The 20,582-nt window shown below is 69.1% G+C and carries 19 protein-coding genes and 1 tRNA gene; 19 read left to right on the top strand and 1 reads right to left on the bottom strand.

Annotation, left to right across the window (positions count from 1 at the left end; translation table 11 throughout):
* The first annotated feature begins 354 nt into the window (after positions 1–354).
* From P2L57_RS22860 to P2L57_RS22775, 19 genes are all read left to right on the top strand, one after another.
* Positions 355–2,646, top strand: coding sequence for an FUSC family protein (locus P2L57_RS22860; RefSeq protein WP_275817488.1), 2,292 nt, complete (start codon positions 355–357; stop codon positions 2,644–2,646).
* A gap of 147 nt (positions 2,647–2,793) precedes the next feature.
* Complete coding sequence (locus P2L57_RS22855) at positions 2,794–3,618, top strand: LLM class F420-dependent oxidoreductase (protein WP_275817486.1); 825 nt, start codon at positions 2,794–2,796, stop codon at positions 3,616–3,618.
* Between the two features lie 172 nt (positions 3,619–3,790).
* Positions 3,791–5,683, top strand: a complete 1,893-nt coding sequence (dnaK, locus tag P2L57_RS22850) for a molecular chaperone DnaK (protein ID WP_275817484.1) — start codon at positions 3,791–3,793, stop codon at positions 5,681–5,683.
* A 9-nt stretch (positions 5,684–5,692) separates the two neighbouring features.
* Positions 5,693–6,241, top strand: a complete 549-nt coding sequence (locus P2L57_RS22845) for a nucleotide exchange factor GrpE (protein ID WP_275817482.1) — start codon at positions 5,693–5,695, stop codon at positions 6,239–6,241.
* 4 nt (positions 6,242–6,245) lie between these two features.
* Positions 6,246–7,211, top strand: coding sequence for a DnaJ C-terminal domain-containing protein (locus P2L57_RS22840; protein ID WP_275817480.1), 966 nt, complete (start codon positions 6,246–6,248; stop codon positions 7,209–7,211).
* A gap of 1 nt (position 7,212) precedes the next feature.
* Complete coding sequence (locus tag P2L57_RS22835; protein ID WP_275817478.1) at positions 7,213–7,611, top strand: chaperone modulator CbpM; 399 nt, start codon at positions 7,213–7,215, stop codon at positions 7,609–7,611.
* Positions 7,602–10,238: an ATP-dependent chaperone ClpB gene (gene clpB, locus P2L57_RS22830; protein WP_275817476.1), complete on the top strand. Its 2,637-nt coding sequence runs from the start codon at positions 7,602–7,604 to the stop codon at positions 10,236–10,238. The genes P2L57_RS22835 and clpB overlap by 10 nt, the downstream gene beginning before the upstream one ends.
* Before the next feature lie 21 nt (positions 10,239–10,259).
* Positions 10,260–10,724 (top strand): thioredoxin, encoded by a 465-nt coding sequence (gene trxA, locus P2L57_RS22825; RefSeq protein ID WP_275817474.1) that lies wholly within the window; start codon positions 10,260–10,262, stop codon positions 10,722–10,724.
* Between the two features lie 16 nt (positions 10,725–10,740).
* Positions 10,741–11,004: a UBP-type zinc finger domain-containing protein gene (locus tag P2L57_RS22820; RefSeq protein WP_275817472.1), complete on the top strand. Its 264-nt coding sequence runs from the start codon at positions 10,741–10,743 to the stop codon at positions 11,002–11,004.
* Between the two features lie 45 nt (positions 11,005–11,049).
* A complete protein-coding gene (locus tag P2L57_RS22815; protein WP_275817470.1) occupies positions 11,050–12,738 on the top strand; it encodes an FAD-dependent oxidoreductase in 1,689 nt (562 codons plus the stop codon).
* Between the two features lie 85 nt (positions 12,739–12,823).
* Positions 12,824–12,976: a chorismate-binding protein gene (locus P2L57_RS40285; RefSeq protein ID WP_308292505.1), complete on the top strand. Its 153-nt coding sequence runs from the start codon at positions 12,824–12,826 to the stop codon at positions 12,974–12,976.
* Positions 12,973–13,161, top strand: coding sequence for a chorismate-binding protein (locus P2L57_RS40280; protein ID WP_308292504.1), 189 nt, complete (start codon positions 12,973–12,975; stop codon positions 13,159–13,161). Before P2L57_RS40285 ends, P2L57_RS40280 begins: the two co-directional genes overlap by 4 nt.
* Before the next feature lie 582 nt (positions 13,162–13,743).
* Positions 13,744–14,469, top strand: coding sequence for a SpdA protein (locus P2L57_RS22805; RefSeq protein WP_275817468.1), 726 nt, complete (start codon positions 13,744–13,746; stop codon positions 14,467–14,469).
* Positions 14,428–14,512 (top strand) — tRNA-Gly (locus P2L57_RS22800). The genes P2L57_RS22805 and P2L57_RS22800 overlap by 42 nt, the downstream gene beginning before the upstream one ends.
* Positions 14,513–15,184: 672 nt before the next feature.
* Positions 15,185–15,505, top strand: coding sequence for a rhodanese-like domain-containing protein (locus P2L57_RS22795; RefSeq protein ID WP_275817466.1), 321 nt, complete (start codon positions 15,185–15,187; stop codon positions 15,503–15,505).
* Positions 15,506–15,620: 115 nt separating this feature from the next.
* Entirely contained in the window at positions 15,621–17,006 is a 1,386-nt protein-coding gene (locus P2L57_RS22790; RefSeq protein ID WP_275817464.1) for a rhodanese-like domain-containing protein, read from the top strand.
* 146 nt (positions 17,007–17,152) lie between these two features.
* Complete coding sequence (locus P2L57_RS22785) at positions 17,153–17,737, top strand: rhodanese-like domain-containing protein (protein WP_275817462.1); 585 nt, start codon at positions 17,153–17,155, stop codon at positions 17,735–17,737.
* Positions 17,734–18,600: a sulfite exporter TauE/SafE family protein gene (locus tag P2L57_RS22780; protein WP_275817461.1), complete on the top strand. Its 867-nt coding sequence runs from the start codon at positions 17,734–17,736 to the stop codon at positions 18,598–18,600. The genes P2L57_RS22785 and P2L57_RS22780 overlap by 4 nt, the downstream gene beginning before the upstream one ends.
* A gap of 83 nt (positions 18,601–18,683) precedes the next feature.
* Positions 18,684–18,932 carry a metal-sensitive transcriptional regulator gene (locus tag P2L57_RS22775; RefSeq protein ID WP_275817510.1) on the top strand — a complete coding sequence of 83 codons (249 nt, stop codon included), beginning with the start codon at positions 18,684–18,686 and terminating at the stop codon, positions 18,930–18,932.
* 488 nt (positions 18,933–19,420) lie between these two features.
* Here the strand turns inward: P2L57_RS22775 and P2L57_RS22770 are convergent, their stop codons facing one another.
* Positions 19,421–20,470: a beta family protein gene (locus P2L57_RS22770; protein ID WP_275817460.1), complete on the bottom strand. Its 1,050-nt coding sequence runs from the start codon at positions 20,468–20,470 to the stop codon at positions 19,421–19,423.
* Between the last annotated feature and the right edge of the window lie 112 nt (positions 20,471–20,582).

Raw genomic sequence — 20,582 nt, 5'->3', positions numbered from 1 at the left:
CGGTGCCGGAAAGGCACAGATCAGTGCCCGGCCTCGGCCCACTGGGGTGATTCGGTGTGGCCAATTCGTCCCACCGGGCCCATGTTCTTTGCTACCCGTCCCGGGCAAGCTGACACCAGGGACGGGATTCCATAACAACGCGCGGTCGGCCGCGCCGCATGCCGTCAAGCGTGGAGGCCACCATCCGCAGCCCCGGCAGCCCGAGCCGCCGTCCGACTCGGCCGCCGCGGTGACCTGAACACCGTCCGGCCGCACTCCGGAGGCAGAGCCACGGACCAGCACACCCGCGCGGAACGAGCGCTCGCCTGGCCGTCTGAGTGGTCCAGGAAGGGTTGCGCCGCGTGGTGGCAGGCGGTGGACCGCCTGGTGGCGTCCGACCCGGGGCTCATCCGACTCCTGAAGGCCGTCCGCATCGTCGTGGCGCTCCTCGTCTGCGTCGCGGTGCTGGTCGGGTTGGGCCTTCCCGCCCCCGCGGTGGTCGCCGGCGGGACGGCGGCGGAGGTGTTCTCCTTCGCGGTCTCCGACGCGCACGGCAGGGAGCAGGCCCTGACGCTGGCCGTCGGTCTGCCCGTCGGCCTGGCCGCCGCGACGATCGCCACCCTGCTCCCGTCGAACCGCGCACTGGGCGATGTGACGTGTGTGTTGGTGGTGTTCCTGGCCGTCTACGCCAGACGTTTCGGCAAGCGTGGCAGCGACCTCGGTGTCATCGCCTTCCAGATGTTCTTCATCTCCTTCTTCGTACACGCGGGGCCGAAGGCACTGCCGCTGGTGAGCGCCGTGGTGGTGGTCGGGTGGGTTGTCAGTGCGCTGGTCCGGTTCGTGGTGGTGCGCACTTCTCCGGAACGCACTCTGCTCCGCTTGCGCGAGTCCTTCCGCGCCCGGCTGTTGCAGCTGATCGACTCGCTCATCGAGGTGGCCGGGCAGCCGCCCGGTGCGGCCCCACGAGAAACCGTGCTGCGAAGGCTGCGGCGCCGCACGGAACGTCTGCACCAAGCCGCGCTGATGGTCCAGGACCACCTGGACGAAGGCACCAACGACACCGCCGTCGCGGCCGACGTGCGGCGGCGCATCGCCGACGCCGAGGTCGCCGCGGAGCGGCTGGGGGTCGTCCTGCTGGGCTCGCTGGGGCTACCGGGCGTCAATCCGGTGGCCCATGACCTCACCGATCGTCTGGGGCAGGCCCGACCGTCGGAGCGGGTACCACTCGAAGCGGCCCCGCCGGAGGTCGTGCGGCGCCTCAAGGCCGAGCTCAGGGCCCTACGGGTGATCGCCAGCAGGACCGCTTGTAACGACCGGGGCGTCGGCCTGAAGATCGTCAGGGACCGGCTCCTCGGCTACCAGGAACCCGAACGGCTCCCCGAGGCTCCGGACGCGGTACGGGAAGTCTTCAGGACCATCGGGGAGCTGAGCCGGGCCCTGCTGGGCATCCGCATCGCACTCGCCGGACCCGACGAAAGCCCGGACGACGCGGTGGAGGCCGTGCGCTCGCGGGAGGCGCTGCAGGCGGAGGAAGCCGTGCTCGCGGCGGAGGACGCCGCCCAACAGGTGCGGAGTCGGCAGACCGAGCCGACGAGCCTGCGCCGTGGCACCAGACGCGTGGCCGTCCAGGCGGCGGTGGCCTCGGCACTTGCCATCCTCGGCGGCGAACTGCTGTCTCCGCAGCGTTGGATCTGGGCGGTGCTCACCTGCTGGGTGGTGTTCGTGAACACGTCGTCCAGCGGAGAGATCCTGGTCAAGGGCTACCGTCGGGTCGCTGGCACGCTGCTGGGGGTGCTGACCGGGATCGGTCTCGCGGACTTGGTCGGCCATCACCCCCCGACGGCGTTCGCACTGCTCATCCTGTGTGTCTTCGGCACGTTCTATGCGACGGCGACCACCTACGCGCTGGTGTCCTTCTTCGTCACCACCGCTGTCTGCATGCTGTACACGTTGCTGCACAGTCTCACCCCCGGCTTGCTGGAGCTGAGGCTGGAGGAATCCGTGATCGGTGCCGTCTGCGCCATGCTCGCGGGAACGCTCGTACTGCCCGTGCCCACCCATCAACGCACCGAGGAGCAGATCCGCGAGGTGCTGGACCGGCTGCGCGAGGTGACCGGGAAGGGCGTGGCGGAGCTCAGCGGTGGACGACAGGTTGACTTGCTGGAACGGTCCCGGACGCTGGACGCCGCGGTGGACGGTCTAAGGAGCATTACACAGCCGCTGCGCCACCCCATCACGCCGTTGCGCAACCGCAGGAGGGTCACCCGCTACGTCCTGGGACTGCTTGAGACCGCGGCGTATCACGCGCGCAGTCTGGCGGCCATGGCTCAGCAGGCTTCGGGTCGCCGCACCATCAGGTCCGACGCGCGGCTACGGAAGGCCGCGGACCGCGTGGACCACAACCTCGGCACGCTCATCGACCGCCTGGAGACCTCCGGCACGAAGACGTCGGCACCTGAGCGACGTGCGGTGCGGGCCGTCGAAGCACCGTCCGCGTACCCGCGGCAGGCGGAGGAGCCGGACGGCACCGCGGCCGAGGCACTGCGACACATCCAGCGGGTCGATGAGGAGATCTCGGGTCTGGCCCGCCCACTCGGTGTACGCCTCGGCGCCGACTCCGAGGAGCCATCCAACCCCCGTCGGGAGTCGGACGTCACCGCCGTCTGAGGCAACCGGACCGCCCGCCCGCCATGCCGTGGACGTATCGGCCCCCGACGGCCCGGGTGATCGTCGTGAGAGGGGCACCACGCCGGACGCCCAGCGCCGTTGAAGCCGCCTTCGGCGCACCCAACGTCGAGTGAAGGAGTCACCGCCATGAAGTTCGGGATCTCGACCTTTATCACCGATCAGGGCATCAGACCGCGCGTGCTGGGACGAGCCGTCGAGGAACGTGCGTTCGACTCACTGTTCATCGCCGAACATTCGCACATCCCGGTGGAGCGCCGAACCCCGTACCCGTTCGGCGGGGAGATTCCACAGAAGTACTACCGCACCCTCGACCCGTTCGTCTCGCTGAGCGTCATCGCGGCGGTCACCGACTCACTGCTGCTGGGAACGGGCATCGCCCTGGTGGTGCAGCGGGATCCCATCATCACGGCCAAGGAGGTCGCCTCGCTCGACCTCGTCTCGGGGGGTCGGGTGGTCTTCGGCGTGGGAGCGGGCTGGCTGCGCGAGGAGATCGCCAACCACGGCACCAATCCGGCCACCAGAGGCCGACTGGTCAATGAGCGGCTCCGCGCCATCATCGAGCTGTGGACCAAGGAGAAGGCCGAGTACCACGGGGAGTTCGTCGACTTTGCCCCGGTGTACTGCTGGCCCAAGCCGGTACGAAAACCCCATCCGCCCATCTACGTCGGTGGCGGGGAGGCCGCGTTCCCACGGATCGCGGAGTTCGGCGACGCCTGGATCGCCAACGCCTTGCCTCCCCAGGAACTCCGGCAGCGCATGGAGCAACTGCGCGACACGGCGGGCCGTGAGGTACCGGTGACGGTGGCCTACACCCCCGCCGACCCCGAGTTGGTCGACGGCTACCGCGAGGTGGGGGTCGACCGGGTGCTGCTCAACCTGGAGACCAGGCCGGAGCGCGAGTCGCTGGAGGAACTGGACCGGCTGTCGCAGCTGGCCGGTCGTTTCCGCTAGCCGCGCCGGGGAGGCGCACCGTCTCGACCCGCCGGGTCGGTACGGGACGCCGAATTCGTCCCCCCGGGTCCATGCCTGCGGCTCTGCGAGCTGTGCACGCTGGGTACAAGGTGCGGTGGATCCCATCGGTCGCGCCGTCCACGAGGGGGGAGTACCGAGCTAGGAGTGCCAGATGGCCAAGGCAGTCGGGATCGATCTGGGTACCACGAATTCGGTGATCGCCGCGTGGGAAGGCGGAGAGGCGTCGGTCATCCCCAATTCCGAAGGCTCGCGCACGACGCCCTCCGTGGTCGCTTTCACGGACACCGGGGAACGCCTCGTCGGGCAGTTGGCCCGTCGGCAGGCGATCCTCAATCCCAAGGGCACGGTCTACTCGGCGAAGAGGTTCATCGGCCGTCGCTTCGACGAGGTGTCGGACGAGGCCAAGGCGGTGGGCTTCGACGTCGTGGAGGGGCCGGGCGGGGTGGCCCGCTTCGAGGTGCGCGGCAAGCAGTACGCGCCCGAGGAGATCAGTGCCCTGGTGCTGCGCAAGCTCGCCGAGGACGCTGGCAAGAGCCTGGGCGAACGGGTCACGGAGGCGGTCATCACCGTGCCGGCGTACTTCAACGACGCGCAGCGCACGGCCACGAAGGACGCGGGGAAGATCGCCGGGCTCGAGGTGCTGCGCATCATCAACGAGCCGACCGCGGCAGCGCTGGCGTACGGGTTGGACAAGAAGGGTCATGAGACGGTCCTGGTCTTCGACCTCGGCGGCGGCACGTTCGACGTCAGCCTGCTCGACGTGGGCGACGGTGTGGTGGAGGTCCGGTCGACGGCCGGCGACACGCACCTGGGTGGCGATGACTTCGACCGGCGGTTGGTGGACCATCTGGCCGACGCGTTCCAGAAGGAGAACGGGATAGACCTGCGCAAGGATCCGCAGGCCCTGCAGCGGCTGTTCGAGGCGGCGGAGAAGGCCAAGACCGAGCTCAGTTCGGTCACCCAGACCCAGGTCAACCTGCCGTTCATCACGGCCGACGCGTCGGGTCCGAAGCACCTCACCGAGACGGTCCGCCGCTCGACGTTCGAGCAGCTCACCGCCGACCTGGTGGAACGGTGCCTGGAGCCGGTACGGCAGGCGATGAGCGACGCCAAGGTGACCGAGAACGACATCGACGAGGTCATCCTGGTCGGCGGCTCAACCCGGATGCCGGCGGTGCAGGCGCTGGTGCGCAGGCTGACCGGCGGCACCGAACCCAACATGAGCGTCAACCCGGACGAGGTGGTGGCGATCGGCGCCGCCATCCAGGCCGGGGTGCTCAAGGGCGAGGTCAAGGACGTGCTGCTGCTCGACGTGACGCCGCTGTCGCTCGGTGTGGAGACCCGCGGTGGTGTCATGACGAAGATCATCGAACGCAACACCACCATCCCGGTGCGGCGCTCGGAGACCTTCTCCACAGCGGAGGACAACCAGCCCGCGGTGGACATCGTGGTGCTGCAGGGCGAGCGCGAACTCGCCGCGGACAACAGGGTGTTGGGCCGCTTCCGGCTGGAGAACATCCGCCCCGCGCCACGCGGTGAGCCGCAGATCGAGGTGACCTTCGACATCGACGCCAACGGCATCCTCAACGTCAGTGCCAAGGACAGGGACACCGGTGCCGAGCAGAGCATCACCATCAGCGAGAGCTCCAACCTCGACCGGGGCGAGGTGGAACGCATGGTCGCCGAGGCCGAACGCAACCGGGCCGAGGACCAGTCGCTGCGCCAGACGGTGGACGCCCGCAACGAACTCGACGCGGTCGCCTACCAGGTGGAGCGGCGCCTTGGTGAACTGGGTGACGCGGTACCCCAACACGAGAAGGCACGCGCCGACATGCTGGTCTCCGACGCCCGTCAGGCGGTCAAGGAGGAGGCACCGCTGGACCGCGTCCGCAACCTCACCTCCGAGTTGCAGCAGCTCTACCACAGCCTGATGGCCCACCAGCCCGGCGCCGCGGCAACCGGCGGGGCCGCGGGCGAGGAGGGCGGACCAGCCACGGGCGGCGGGGGCGACGACGTGATCGACGCCGAGTTCGACCGAGGATGAGGCGGTTTGATGTCCGACGACAGGAACCAGTGCCCGCCAACCGAGCCGACCTCGGACCAGTCGACCGAGCATGGCGACGACCGGGCTCGCACCGACGCGGCTGACACCGCGACGGCTGATGAACTGTCCGCTGCGGTGGAGGAGTTGGACGACCGCTGGCGGCGGGCCATGGCGGAGCTGGACAACCAACGCAAGCGCCACGCCCGCGAGTTGCGGCACGCCCGGGAAGTCGAACGCGCCCACGTCGCCACGGCCTGGCTGCCGGTGGTGGACAACCTGGAACTGGCCATCTCGCACGCCGAGTCCGACCCCAACTCCGTTGTGGAGGGGGTACGGGCGGTGCGCGACCAGGCGGTGCAGATCCTCCGAGACCTCGGCTATCCGCGCCATGACGAGACGGGCGTTCCGTTCGATCCCACTCGGCACGAGGTGGTCAGCGTGGTGGACGACACGGATACCGCGCCGGGCACGGTGGTACAGGTGCTCCGGCCCGGCTACGGCGAGCCCGAGCGGCAGCTTCGCCCCGCCGCCGTGGTGGTGAGCCGGAAGCAGGAGTGACGGCATGGCACGCGACTACTACGAGGTGCTGGGCGTGTCCCGCGGCGCGAGCGCCGAGGAGATCCAGCAAGCCTTCCGCAAGCTCGCCCGCCGCCACCACCCGGACATCAACCGCGATCCGGCCGCCGAGGAGCGGTTCAAGGAGATCAACGAGGCGTACCAGGTGCTGTCCGATCCGAAGACCCGCGCACGCTATGACCGCTACGGCCATGACTTCCGGCAGATACCGGAGGACTTCGACGAGCGGGTGGCCGCGGGGGCGGGATTCGGTGGCGGTGGCGGGCCGGGTGGACGGGTCCGCTGGTCCACCTCCGGCGGACGGGGGCCAGCAGGTGCCCGGGTGTGGACCGGGGGCGAAGGCTTCGAGGGTGCCGGGATCGACATCGAGGACCTGCTCGGCGGCATCTTCGGGGGCCGCGGCGCCCCGGGCCCGATGCCGGGAGCCGACCAGGAGGCGGAGCTGAGGCTCACCGTGGAGGAGGCGTACCGCGGCGGCAAACGCAAGGTGACCCTCGGTGGCCCGGACAAACCGCGCAGCTACGAGGTGAACATTCCGCCCGGCGTGGTCGACGGCCAGCGCATCCGTCTCGTAGGGGAGGGCGGGCGGGGCATGGGCGACGGTTCCGCCGGCGACCTGTACCTGAGGGTGCGGATCCTCCCGCACGAGCAGTACCGGCTCTCCGGCCGCGACATCCACGTCGACCTGCCGGTCACGCCCTGGGAAGCGGCCCTGGGCGCGACCGTGCCGCTGGCGACACCGGGCGGTACCGCCAAGGTCACCGTCCCGCCCGGCTCGTCCACCGGCCGCAAGCTGCGGCTGCGCGGGGAGGGGATGCCCAGCCGGAGGGGTGCTCCAGGCGATCTGTACGCGCACATCCGCGTGATGGTCCCGCCCTCGCCGACCCCGAAGGAGAAGGAGCTGCTGGAGCAACTCGCCACCGTATCGACCTTCGATCCGAGGAGGCAGTGAGATGGGCCACCGCCCCGCGTCAACCGCCGCGCAGCGCGCGTCGGAGTCGGTCGCGGTCCGCTATCCGCTGACCCGCCCGTACCGGCTCAGCCTGGCCGCCGTCGCCCGCCGCTGCGGACTGCACCCCGACCTCGTCCGCAAGTTCGTCGCGCTGGGCCTGGTGGACTCCGCCCGGGACTCCGCCGGAAAGCTGTGGTTCCCCGCGAGCGCGCCCGCCGCGATCGCCCGCGTCCAACGGCTGCGGACCGGACTGTGCCTCAACTACGCCTCGGTCGGAGTGGTCCTGGACCTGCTGGACCGCATCGAGGCGTTGGAGGCCGCGTTGCGCCGCGCGAACGCCGCCCTACCGCAGGCAGGGGCACCCATCGGACAGCCAAGGAGTGGACCGTCGTGGACATGAACCGACTCACCCAGAAGTCCCAGGAGGCGCTGCAGGAGGCACAGAACACGGCGACGCGGATGGGCCACACCGAGGTTGACGGCGAACATCTGCTGCTCGCGCTACTCGACCAGGCCGACGGCCTCGTGCCGCGTCTGTTGAAGCAGTCCGGCGCCGACACCGACGGGCTACGGGCCGATGTGGAAGGCGACCTGGAGCGGCGTCCCAAGGTCACCGGACCGGGCGCCACGCCCGGGCAGGTCTACGTCACCCAGCGGCTGGCCCGACTGCTGGACGCCGCCGACCAGGAGGCCCGACGGCTGAAGGACGAATACGTCTCGGTCGAGCACCTGGTCCTCGCACTGGTCGACGAGGGCAGCGCCTCAGCGGCCGGGCGGCGGCTGAAGGAGCACGGTGTCACCCGGGAGTCCTTCCTCGCCGCGCTCACCCAGATACGCGGCCATCAACGCGTGACCTCGGCGAGCCCGGAGGGCACCTACGAGGCGCTGGAGAAGTACGGCCGGGACCTGGTCGCCGAGGGCCAGGCCGGAAAACTCGATCCGGTGATCGGCCGGGACGCGGAGATCCGCCGCGTGATCCAGATCCTCAGCCGCAAGACGAAGAACAACCCGGTGCTCATCGGCGATCCCGGAGTCGGCAAGACAGCCATCGTCGAAGGGCTCGCACAGCGCATCGTCCGCGGCGACGTGCCCGAGGGCCTGCGTGACAAGACCGTGTTCGCCCTCGACATGGGCTCGCTGGTGGCGGGTGCGAAGTACCGGGGGGAGTTCGAGGAACGCCTCAAGGCGGTACTGGCGGAGGTCAAGGCCGCCGAGGGCCGGATCCTGCTGTTCGTCGACGAACTGCACACCGTGGTGGGCGCGGGCGCGGCGGAAGGCGCCATGGACGCGGGCAACATGCTCAAACCGATGCTGGCCCGCGGCGAGTTGCACATGATCGGCGCCACCACGCTGGACGAGTACCGCAAGCACGTGGAAACCGACGCGGCGCTGGAGCGGCGATTCCAGCCGGTCATGGTGGACGAGCCCAGCGTCGAGGACACCATCTCCATCCTGCGTGGACTGCGTGAACGCCTTGAGGTGTTCCACGGAGTCAAGATCCAGGACACCGCCCTGGTCGCAGCGGCCACCCTCAGCCACCGCTACATCACCGACCGGTTCCTCCCCGACAAGGCCATCGACCTGGTGGACGAGGCGTGCGCCCGGCTGCGCACCGAAATCGACTCCCTGCCCTCCGAGTTGGACGAACTCACCCGGCGGGTCACCCGACTGGAGATCGAGGAAGCCGCGCTGGCGAAGGAGGAAGACCCTGCCAGCAAGGCCCGGCTCGAGGAACTCCGCCGTGAACTGGCCGACCTACGGGCCGAGGCGGACTCCAAACACGCTCAGTGGGACGCCGAGCGGCAGGCCATCCGGCGTGTCCAGGGCCTGCGCCAGGAACTGGAACAGGCCCGCCACGAGGCCGAAGAGGCGGAGCGCAACTACGACTTGAACCGGGCCGCCGAACTCCGGTACGGGAAGATCACCGAACTGGAACGCAAACTCGCAGCCGAGGAACAGCAACTCAGCAGCAAGCAGGGCGAACAGCGGCTACTGCCGGAAGTGGTCACCGAGGACGAGATCGCCGAGATCGTGGCCGCGTGGACCGGCATCCCGGTGTCCCGTCTGCAAGAGGGCGAGCGGGAGAAGCTGTTGCGCCTCGACGAGATACTGCGCGAGCGCGTCATCGGCCAGGACGAGGCCGTACAGCTCGTCGCCGATGCCGTGATCCGGGCCAGGTCCGGGATCCGCGACCCGCGCCGTCCCATCGGCTCGTTCATCTTCCTGGGCCCGACCGGCGTGGGCAAGACAGAGCTGGCCAAGACGCTGGCCGCCGCGCTGTTCGACAGCGAGGAGAACATGGTCCGTCTCGACATGAGCGAGTACCAGGAGAAGCACACGGTCAGCCGCCTGATGGGCGCTCCTCCCGGATACGTCGGATACGAGGAGGGCGGTCAACTGACCGAGGCCGTACGGCGCAAGCCGTACTCGGTGGTGCTCTTCGACGAGATCGAGAAGGCACACGCCGACGTCTTCAACACGTTGCTACAGGTGTTGGACGACGGCCGGATCACCGACGCCCAGGGCCACACCGTCGACTTCCGCAACACGGTCATCATCATGACCTCCAACCTCGGTTCCCAGCACCTGCTCCAGGACGCCACCGCGGAGGGCGAGATCAAGCCTGAGGTCAGGGAGTTGGTCATGGCCGAGCTGCATGCCCACTTCCGCCCCGAGTTCCTCAACCGGGTGGACGACGTGGTGATCTTCCGGCCGCTCGGCCTGGCCCAGATCGAACGGATCGTGGACCTGCTCTTCGACGAGCTGCGGCGGCGGCTGGCCGAGCAGCGCATCACCCTGGAGCTGACCGAGGAAGGACGCCGCCTGATCGCCCAGGAAGGCTTCGACCCCGTCTTCGGGGCCCGGCCGCTGCGCCGCTTCATCTCGCACGAGGTGGAGACCAAGATCGGGCGCGCGCTGATCCGCGGCGAGATCCGGGAGGGCATCACGGTGGTCGTGACCGCTCGCGACGACGAGCTGGCCGTCGACGTCGCCGGCGCTCCTCCGCAACAAGCCAGGGCCGCCTGATCGCGGTCGTCGGGAGACGCCATGAGCGACAACAACGGGCCAGCGGCAACGCGAACCGTGAGATGCGCCAACTGCGGCAGGACCAACCGCATCCCGGCCGCCGCCCAGGGCAGCCCCAAGTGCGGCAACTGCCACCAGCCGCTGCCGTGGATCGCTGACGCCGGGGACCGGGACTTCGCCGAGATCGCCGAACAGGCGACGCTGCCGGTCCTGGTGGACCTGTGGGCGAGCTGGTGCGGGCCGTGCCGCATGGTCAGCCCGGCACTCGAACAGGTCGCACGGGAGATGGCCGGCCGGATCAAGCTGGTCAAGGTCGACGTGGACAAGTCCCCGCGACTGCAACAGCGGTTCGAGGTGCAGGCCGTGCCCACCCTGCTGATCCTCGATCGGGGCACGGAGATCGCGCGACAGGCGGGGGCCGCACCGCCACACGTACTGCGGGACTGGGTGGAGAAAACCCTGGCCAGCCGCGCACAACCCGCATGACGCCCCGGAGGCAGCCATGACCGTCGGTTACGATCCCCATCTGAGCCTGGTGCGCCAGGTCAGCCCCAGGACCCCGGACGGCTGCGAGGAGTGCCTGAGACTCGGCATGGGGTGGGTGCATCTACGCCTGTGCCTCACCTGCGGACACGTGGGCTGCTGCGACTCCTCGCCGGGTCAGCACGCCAGGGCGCACGCCGCCGCCGTCGCACACCCCATCGTCCGTTCGTTCCAGCCGGGAGAGGACTGGCGCTGGTGCTATGCGCACGAGGCGTTCGTATGAGCCGCGGCGGGGATGAGCCGCCAATCAATGCCGCGAGGAGCCGCCATGGGCAGCAGCGACACCGTCCCTACCAATGAGACGCCCGACGCTCACGGCGCGTACCCGCGGCTTTCGGACCAGCAGATCGAGATACTGGCCGAGTGCGGCGAGCGGCGTCAGGTGCGGTCGGGTGAGGTCCTCTTCCGCGAGGGTCATCCGTGCTCTCAGTTCTTCGTCGTGCTCAGCGGCAAGGTGGCGATCATCGAGGGATACGAGGTCGACGAACACGTCCTGCGGGTGCACGGCCCGCGACGCTTCCTCGGCGAACTGGCGCTCCTGGAGGGCCAGAACGCGTTCTTCACTGCCGTGGTCGTCGAGGACGGCGAGGTGCTCGTGGTCGAAGTGAGCGAGTTGCGCGGCATACTGGCGCGCGAACCCAGCCTCGGCGACCTCATCCTCCGCGCATATCTGCTGCGCCGCTCCGAGTTGGTGGGGCAGGGCACCGGCTTCCGGATCATCGGCTCGGGCTTCTCCCCGGACACCCGCCGACTGCTGGAGTTCGCCGCCCGCAACCGGCTTCCCCACCGGTGGATCGATCTGGAGCGGGACAGGAACGCGGAGGCGTTGCTGAAACGACTGGGCGTGCCAACGTCCGACACCCCGATCGTGGTGCTCAACAGCATCCAGGTGCTGCGCAATCCGGACAACGCGCAGTTGGCCCGCGCCATCGGCATGCGCTCCGCCGTACCCAACTCCCGAGTGTGTGACCTGTTGGTCATCGGCGCCGGACCGGCCGGGCTCGCCGCCGCGGTCTACGGCGCGTCCGAAGGGCTGAGCACAGGTGTGCTGGAGGAGGTGGCCACCGGAGGTCAGGCGGCCACGTCCTCCAGGATCGAAAATTACCTCGGCTTTCCCACCGGTGTCAGCGGTGCGGAACTCGCCGAACGGGCCGTGGTCCAGGCGGCCCGGTTCGGTGCGGGTATCACCGTTCCGGCGCGTGCCATGGCACTGGAACGAAAGGACGACCACTACGTCGTCTCCCTCGACGAGGACAGTGCCCGGGGCCGGACGATCGTGCTCGCCACCGGTGCCCGATACCGACGGCTGAATGTTCCCGGCATCACCGAGTTGGAGGGCCTGGGCGTGTACTACGCCGCCACGGTGGTGGAAGCCCGCCGATGCCGAGCCGATCCGGTCGCGGTGGTGGGCGGCGGTAACTCGGCCGGGCAGGCCGCACTGTTCCTCACCCGCCAGGTACCGCGGGTCTACCTCCTCGTACGCGGCGACGATCTCAGTGCCAACATGTCCCGGTACCTGGTCGACCGCATCGAGCAGCACCCGGGGATCGAAGTCCTGCCGCGCACAGAGGTCCGCGAGGTGACAGGTACCCGTTCGGTGGAGTCGGTGACCGTGGAGAACAACCACACCGGGGATGTTCACCGCCTTCCGGTGCACGCGCTGTTCATCTTCATCGGCGCCGTACCCTGCACGCGATGGCTGGAGGACACCGTCGCCCTGGATTCGCACGGCTTCGTGTCGACCGGCCAGGAAACCATCGCCAACGCCCATGAGAACGAATGGAATTACCTGGACCGAACCCCCATGGCGCTGGAGACCAACCGGCCGGGTGTATTCGCCGTGGGCGACGTACGCAGCGGCTCCATCAAACGGGTTGCCTCCGCCATCGGCGAGGGCGCGATGGCGGTACGCCTGATCCACGAGCGGCTGAGGGAGGTGGGAGCAGCCAACAGCTGACCGGTCCACACCCACCTTGGGAGGTGATCCGCATGCCCGTCACGGATGCCACCAAGTTCGAGCGGTTCAGCACCTGGCCTCGCTCGTGAGCGGCCTGCTGCGGGAGGGCCAAGGCCCTTGGGACGCGTTCAGCATGCTCTTCCCCGCAGTGACGGCGACGGGCGCACCGAAGCGGGAGGCACTGGCGGCGCTGTCCCGGTACGAGGAGACGCCGCAAGGCTTGTACGGCGGGCAGTGATCACGGCGGACACGGAAGGGGCCCTGGACGCGGCGCTGGTCCTGCGGACGGTTTTCCACCACGACGGCCGAACGTGGCGCAGAGCCGGTGCGGGGATCATGCCAGGGTCGGCACCGGACAGGCAGTTCGAGGAAACACGAGAGAAGCTCCGCAGCATAGCTCCCCACATCCGCCACCAGCGATAGGTCCGCCGTACGTCCGCCCCGGGGCGGCCCCGTCCGCACCACTGCACTTCCCGGACTGGATGCCGGGCCCGCTTCGGCGAGGCCCACGGCGACGATGGGGCTCCGCTGCATCCACTGGCTCTCGGCCGCGGAGAAGCTGACTCGCATGCGCCGCACTCCGACCGGCGGGACGACGAAAAGTACATCGCAGAGCGCGACGAGGTGCTAGCTCCAGTTGCCCCCTATGACTCGAACCTGCGGCGGTTGCAGAAGGGCGGATTTACTGCTGCCGCGCGGGCTCACCTGCGGTAATGCACTCCAAGACGGACTGATCTTCCAATCGCACCATGCGGTTCATCGCGCCCATCGGTAGGGGCACCGGTAGCACTGATGGCTGCCCTGACCTGCGAAAACACGGTCAGTGACCGAAGTGCCCCCGGCGGGACTACACGCAGAAGGATGCAGGGCTGACCAGCAGTTTCCTCCTGGACAACTCATCGTGGAGGGACAGTTCCGCCCCACGACGAAGGACGGGGCCCTGTGATGGCGGGTGTGAGGAGGCCGCCGACTACTGCTTGTGACGTTGGCGCTGACGTCGAGCAGGTGACCACTCTCCGCGTGGTCACGGCGATCATGGGTGCGGTTGTCGGGCTCACGTTTTTGTTCGGGTTCGGGAACGTGTGGCTGTTGGCGCTGCGGTTGGGGGTGCCCACTGTGGTCGCTCCGTTGGTGGCCCCAGCCGTGGACCTGTCGGTTCTGGGACTGTTGCTGGGAACGCGATACTTGGCGCTGCACGGAGCGAGTCGCGAGCAACTGCGCCCTGCGCGGCGACTCCTGGTCTTCTCCAGCGTGATGACGCTGGCGCTGAACGTGGCGGATCCGGTGATCACCGACCAGGTGGGTAAGGCCGCGTTCGATGCGGTTGGGCCGCTGCTGCTGATCGGATGGGCTGAGGTAGGCCCCGGCTTGCTGCAAGCCATCAATGGAGTCCACGCGGCGGCGCCGATTCCGCTCACCTCTCCAGCCGTTGAGCAGGACCGGGCCAACAAGGCGCCGAGCCCGGCCGAAGCGAGCGACCCGAACGCCGAGGACTCCAACTCGCCTCCTCAACAAGCCTGTGAGCCGCTCGACGGGGAACGTTCCCTGGAAGATGATCTCCTTGACTCGGCCCGTCGAGAAGACGCATGGCACTGGGAGACGCACAAGCGCCCCATCTCGGCCGAGACGCTGCGCAAGCGACTCCACGTCGGGGCTGCCAGATCCCGGATGTTGGTGGCCATGATGCGCGCGGACAGCAGTTCTCGCCGATCGAACTCAGGTGGAGCATGAGCTTCCCAAGCTCAGAGCGCGAGTTCGATTCTCGTCGCCCGCTCTTGATGAAAGGCCCAGGTCAGCGACCTGGGCCTTTTTCGTTACCCAGACCAGTTTGGGGCACCGCACCACTCGCGCACCACAAGAGGCGTTCGGCGGGCCGAAGTTGAGCAGTGCGGGCCCCGCAGTCCGGGAACAGCGTCGCGGCGGTCTCGAACACCGAGATCGCATTGCGTGACCTGCGCCACGCCGTAAGCGGCGTCCTCCTCGACTCGGCGACGTCGCCCATCCCGCCTGGCGGGACCGCACGGTCGGCGTCTACCAGCTGTGGCGCGACGGCGGCTTCGCAGTAGGAGCCGCCCTGCTCGTCGAAGCCTTCGCCGACGCCTACGGCCTGACGACCGCGATCTGGGCCGTCACTGCCCTCATCGCCGCCTCCGGTCTCGTCGTCGCTCTGCGCATGTACGAGAACCGCCTGCGGGAGTGAGCCGAGTTCGGAACGGCTGCGGGCCGGCCTTGGGGGGGCCGGACGACGAAACGTAGTCGGCGCTCGTGGTGCCCGCCGGCGAGGTCGACCGCGCCGCAGTGGTGCACAGCGGGCGGTTCCATGGCCTCCAATCCGAACCGCTCACCGCCCCACAGGGATACCCAGGGGGGTATTTGACGGCAGCGGCTCTGAGGCGTTACGTTCGAAAACAAGATACCCGGGGGGGTATATGGAAGGAGGAATGACGTGACCCGTGAAATCGACCTCGACACCTTCGCCGGGTCCTGGGCCGAGGGCGGCTTCGTCCTCCTGGACGTGCACGAGCCGGATGAGTACCGCGCGGGACACGTGCCCGGCGCACTGCTCGTGCCGCTCGCGAAGCTGCCCGCCTGGGGCGACGCCCCCACGGATCGGCCGGCATATGCGATCTGCGCGAGCGGTATCCCCAGCCTGGGGGCCGCCGACTGGATGTGCGCCCGCGGCATCGACGAGCGCTCAGTCAACGGCGGCGCCCGCGGCTGGGCCCAGGCCGGACACCCCCTCGCCACCGTCCCGCATCCGCGCTGACCTACCCGAAGCCGCGGCCTGTCACCGACCGGCCATGGCCCCACCCTGCCCGTTTTAATACCCCACCGGGTATATCGAGCCCGGTGTAGATCCTGGATCGGAAAGGTTGTTCCCCGTGTTCTTCGCCCAGTACTACCTCGACTGCCTCTCCCAGGCGTCGTACATGATCGCCGACGAGTCCACCGGCAAGGCGGTGGTCGTCGACCCGCGCCGGGACATCTCCGAGTACCTGTCCGACGCCCAGGCACACGGCTTCACCGTCGAGGCCGTCATCAACACCCACTTCCACGCCGACTTCATCGCAGGCCACCTGGAGATGGCCGCCCGCACCGGCGCTTGGATCGGCTACGGGCAGCGCGCCGAGACCGAGTACCCGATCCGCAAGCTCGCCGACGGCGAGCGGATCAGCCTCGGCGACGTCACCCTGCAGATCATGGAGACCCCCGGCCACACCCCGGAGTCGATCAGCGTCCTGGTCTACGAACACGCCGTCGACGAGGTCCCCTACGGAGTGCTGACCGGAGACGCGCTGTTCATCGGCGATGTCGGCCGTCCCGACCTGCTCGCCTCGGTGGGCGTCACCGCCGAGGAACTCGGCCGGATGCTCCACCACAGCGTGCAGCACAAGCTGATGGGCCTGCCCGACGAGGTGCGGGTCTTCCCCGCCCACGGCGCCGGCTCGGCCTGCGGCAAGAACCTCTCCACCGAGAAGCAGTCCACCATCGGCGCCCAGCGCGCCACCAACTACGCCTGCCGGCCGATGAGCGAGGACGAGTTCGCCGCCATCGTCACCGCCGGACAGTCCGCCGCACCCGGCTACTTCGCCTACGACGCCACCCTCAACCGCCAGGAGCGCGACCTGTTCGACCCGGCTGCCGCGCCCCGGCCGCTGTCGGTGGAAGAGTTCCGCACCGAGCGCGCGGCCGGAGCGGTGGTGGTCGATGCCCGCAACCCGCAGGAGTTCGGCACCGGCCATGTGCGCGGCGCGATCAACATCCCCGCCGACGGCCGCTTCGCCGAGCAGGCCGGCACCGTCCTGACCCCCGACAGCCGCATCCTGGTCATCGCGCCGCAGAACCGCGAGGGAGAGATCACCACCCGCCTCGCCCGCATCGGCTTCGACCACGTGGCCGGCTACCTGCGCAGCCCCGACGACGCCCTCGCGGCGATGCCCGACGAGGTCGCCCCGGCCAGCCGCCTGACCGCCGACCAGCTGCGCACCGCCCTCGCCGGTGACCAGCCGCCGGTGGTCCTGGACGTCCGCAACTGCTCCGAGCGCACGGGCGGCTCCATCGACGGCTCACTGCACATCGCACTGGGCGAACTGCCCCACCGCCTGGACGAGATCCCTGCCGGCCGCCCCCTGGTACTGCACTGCGCCGGCGGACACCGCTCCTCCATCGCCGCCAGCCTGCTGCGCCACCACGGCTTCGAGGACGTCTCCGACGTACTCGGCGGCTACGGCGCCTGGGCGCTGCTCACCGAACCCGCCGCCACCTGACCGCACCCCTCGGGCGCCGGGATCCGGCGCGGAGGCCGACCGTCATCAGCCCTCCGCACCACCGGACACCCATCCCCCGCCACATCCTGGTCCATACCCGGGCGGGTATCCCGCCCGGCCCTTGCAGAACCGACAACGGAGTCCCCATGACCACCCCCACCCGCACCCCCGCCAGACTCGACGTCGCCGCCCTGAGGGAACTCACCAAGGACGGCAGCGGCCCGCGCCTGCTGGACGTGCGTACTCCCGGCGAGTTCCACACCGTCCACATCCCCGGCGCCTACAACGTGCCCCTGGACACGCTGCGCGAGCACCGCGCCGAGCTGCGCCACCACCTCGACGAGGACACCGTCCTGATATGCCGCTCCGGCGCCCGCGCCGCCCAGGCCGAGCAGGCACTCGCCGACGCCGGACTGCCCAACCTGCGCGTCCTGGACGGCGGCATGGTTGCCTGGGAGGCGACCGGCGGCCCGGTGACCCGCGGGTCGGCCCGCTGGGAACTGGAACGCCAGGTCCGGCTGATCGCCGGTTCGATCGTGCTCGTCTCCGGGCTGATCGGCCTCGCGGTGCCCGGCGTTGGTCTGGTCGCCACTGCGGTCGGAGCCGGCCTCACCTTCGCCGCGGTCACCAACACCTGCGCCATGGGCATGCTGCTCGCCAAGCTGCCCTACAACCGCGGCGCGCGCACCGACATCGGCTCGGTGATCGCCGCCCTCAGGAGCCGGCCGTGACCGCTCTCGCCATCGCAGCCTCGCTGCTGATCGGGGTCCTCCTCGGGATCCTGGGCGGTGGCGGGTCCATGCTCACCGTCCCGATCCTGGTCTACCTGGCCGGCCAGGACACCAAGCAGGCGATCACCACCTCGCTGTTCGTCGTCGGCGTCACCAGTCTCGCGGGCCTGGTCTCCCATGCCCGCGCGGGCCGGGTGCGCTGGCGCACCGGGACGCTCTTCGGCCTGGCGGGCATGGCCGGCGCCTACGCGGGCGGACGGCTGGCCGCCTACATCCCGGACACCGTGCTGCTGGTCGCGTTCGCGCTGATGATGCTCGCCACGGCGGCCGCGATGCTCCGCGGCCCACGCAAGCCTCCCCGGCAGGCACACCGCGAACTCCCGCTCCACCGCCTGCTGTTGCAGGGCCTTGTCGTGGGCGTGGTCACCGGCGTCCTCGGCGCCGGTGGCGGCTTCCTCATCGTGCCCGCGCTGGCGCTGCTGGCCGGCCTGCCGATGGGCATCGCGGTCGGCACCTCGCTGCTGGTCATCGCCATGAACTCGTTCGCCGGACTGGCCGGACACTTCTCCGGCGCGCACCTCGACTGGAGCCTGGCCCTGGCCGTCACCGCGGCCGCCGTCCTCGGCAGCCTTATCGGCGGGCGCTTCGCCGGACGCATCCCCCAGCACACCCTGCGCACCGGCTTCGGCTGGTTCGTCGTCGCCATGGGCCTCTTCGTCCTCAGCCGGCAGACCGGCCCCTTTGTCCTGGCCGCGGTCCCCGCGATCGGGGCAGGGCTGCTGCTCCGGCGCAGGCGCGCCCACCGCGCCGAAAACCCGCCCGGGGCGGCGGCGCCCGCTCCGGAACCCGCCGGTCGCCACTGACCCGGCATATACCCACCGGGGTACCCTGAACAGCGCAGTCGACACCAGCCAGGAGGAGTCCAGTGAAGGTCGAAGAAGAAGCGATGAGCGCGGTCCTCAACCGGCTGCGCCGCGCCCAGGGACAGCTCAACGGCGTCATCGCCATGATCGAAGCCGGCCGCGACTGCAAGGACGTCGTCACCCAGCTCGCCGCCGTCTCCCGAGCCCTCGACCGGGCCGGCTTCAAGATCGTGGCCAGCGGAATGCGCCAGTGCCTCACCGCCGAGCAACAGGCCGACGCCGCCCCGATGACCGAGGAGGAACTCGAAAAGCTCTTCCTCGCCCTCGCCTGACACATATCCCCAGGATGAGGCGAGGCAGCCGTTCGCGCACAGCGAGGCAGTTTCCGATGTTTGCACCTGCGGAGTCGTCCTCAGGGCGCAGCAAACGGTATGGCTGCTGACCTTGCGGGTGGCAGGAGGCAAACAAGCTCCTGACACCCGCCCATCGCCGTGCCCCATCCGTGCCCTTCAAGGCGGTCAACAAAGGTCAGGAAGGGTCACAGGCGGCTCACGAAATCGGGACTGAACCTTGGCGTAATCGCAGGTCAGACCCCATAAGCACCCCCGGGCGCCAGTGATTCCCAAGCTCAGAGCGCGGGTTCGATTCCCGTCACCCGCTCCATAAAGACACCCCCGGCCAGCTGGCCTGGGGCTTTTTGTCTAGACCAGCTGAGGGCACCGTGCCTCCCCGCGCTCCAACCGCAGAGCGGCTCTGGCGAGAAGGAGATGGGGACACAGTTTGGCGCGCCCACGAAGAGGGCAGCCCTGTCCTTTGCGGTTCACGGGCTGCCCATCGACCGCAATGCTTGAGTGATTACCGCCAAGTGGTGAGACGTCGCCCACGCGCGCCATTCACTGGGGCCACCGCCCTTCGGGCGTTCACGCCGGGCGCACCTCGCTATCTGCTCGTCGCCCCACGACACCGTCTCACCATGAGCGGGCCATCGGTCGGAGCACACCAACTCGCGACAGATCGCAAAGAAGCCGTCATTGCCGGGGTGCCGTCGAGATGCAACGTAGACGTCCCAGACTTCGCCGTTGGTGTAGCGAAGGTTGGGGATGCTCCCTCGACCACCCATCGGCATCGCCGGATGACTGACGCCATAGTCACCGAAGTGCGGTGGCTTCCCCTCAGTACTTCGCGCGACCTTGTGCCACAGCGAGGCATCCCAGCGGTGCACGCGGTTGAGGCGCCCTCGTACCATGCGCGCCAAGGAACGAGGAAAGGCGCCGGACGCCACCACGACGTTGCGCCAGGGCACCGACTGAGCCCAGTTCAGCGCGTGCAGCATCGCGGGCAGCGCTTCGGCCACGGCCGCGTCTCCCGAGAGATAGCCGGCGTCGAGCAATAGATCCACTTGTTCCGGGACGAGCTTCACCGCCCGCAGTGCGTCGCGGCACGTACGAGAGATTGCTGATGCGTCGCTGGACAGTTCGAGGACGAGGAGCCGAAGGGTGGCTCCACGATGATGCGCACGATGCACATCACGCGTTTCCGCCAGCGCTCCAAGCGGATCGTGTGGGCGGAAGACAGGAATGAGCGGAAGCAGCCATGCCCCGAAGGCTTCGCTGAGCCAGTTCATCGGGTGGCCGGACCAAACCCCTCCGACCGGGCCAGTCCGCCAGAGGTCACTGCAGTCAACGGCGACATCCAACCCCGGTGGCAGCTGGTTCCAGGCGTGTTCGCGGAAGGTCTCCATGACGTCCCGTAGCAGCTGATCGTTCACGACTTCCAGGACCGGATGAACATCGGCCTGGACAGCGGGCGCCATCTCCCCTAACGCTCTGAACTCACCACGCTTGCCCTTCAAGATCGGCACATACGCCATCGCCGCCCCCAACGAGCCCTGCACGCCCCCGCCCGAGGAGGGCTCCCATGACCAGGATGACGCTCCACATTGGTGCCGAAAACCTTGAAATTCGGACGTGTAGCCAGAATGG

The sequence above is a fragment of the Streptantibioticus ferralitis genome (assembly GCF_029223525.1).
GTDB lineage: Bacteria > Actinomycetota > Actinomycetes > Streptomycetales > Streptomycetaceae > Streptantibioticus_A > Streptantibioticus_A ferralitis.
Note: the sequence above shows the minus strand (reverse complement) of the source record. Positions and strands in the feature narration are given on the sequence as shown.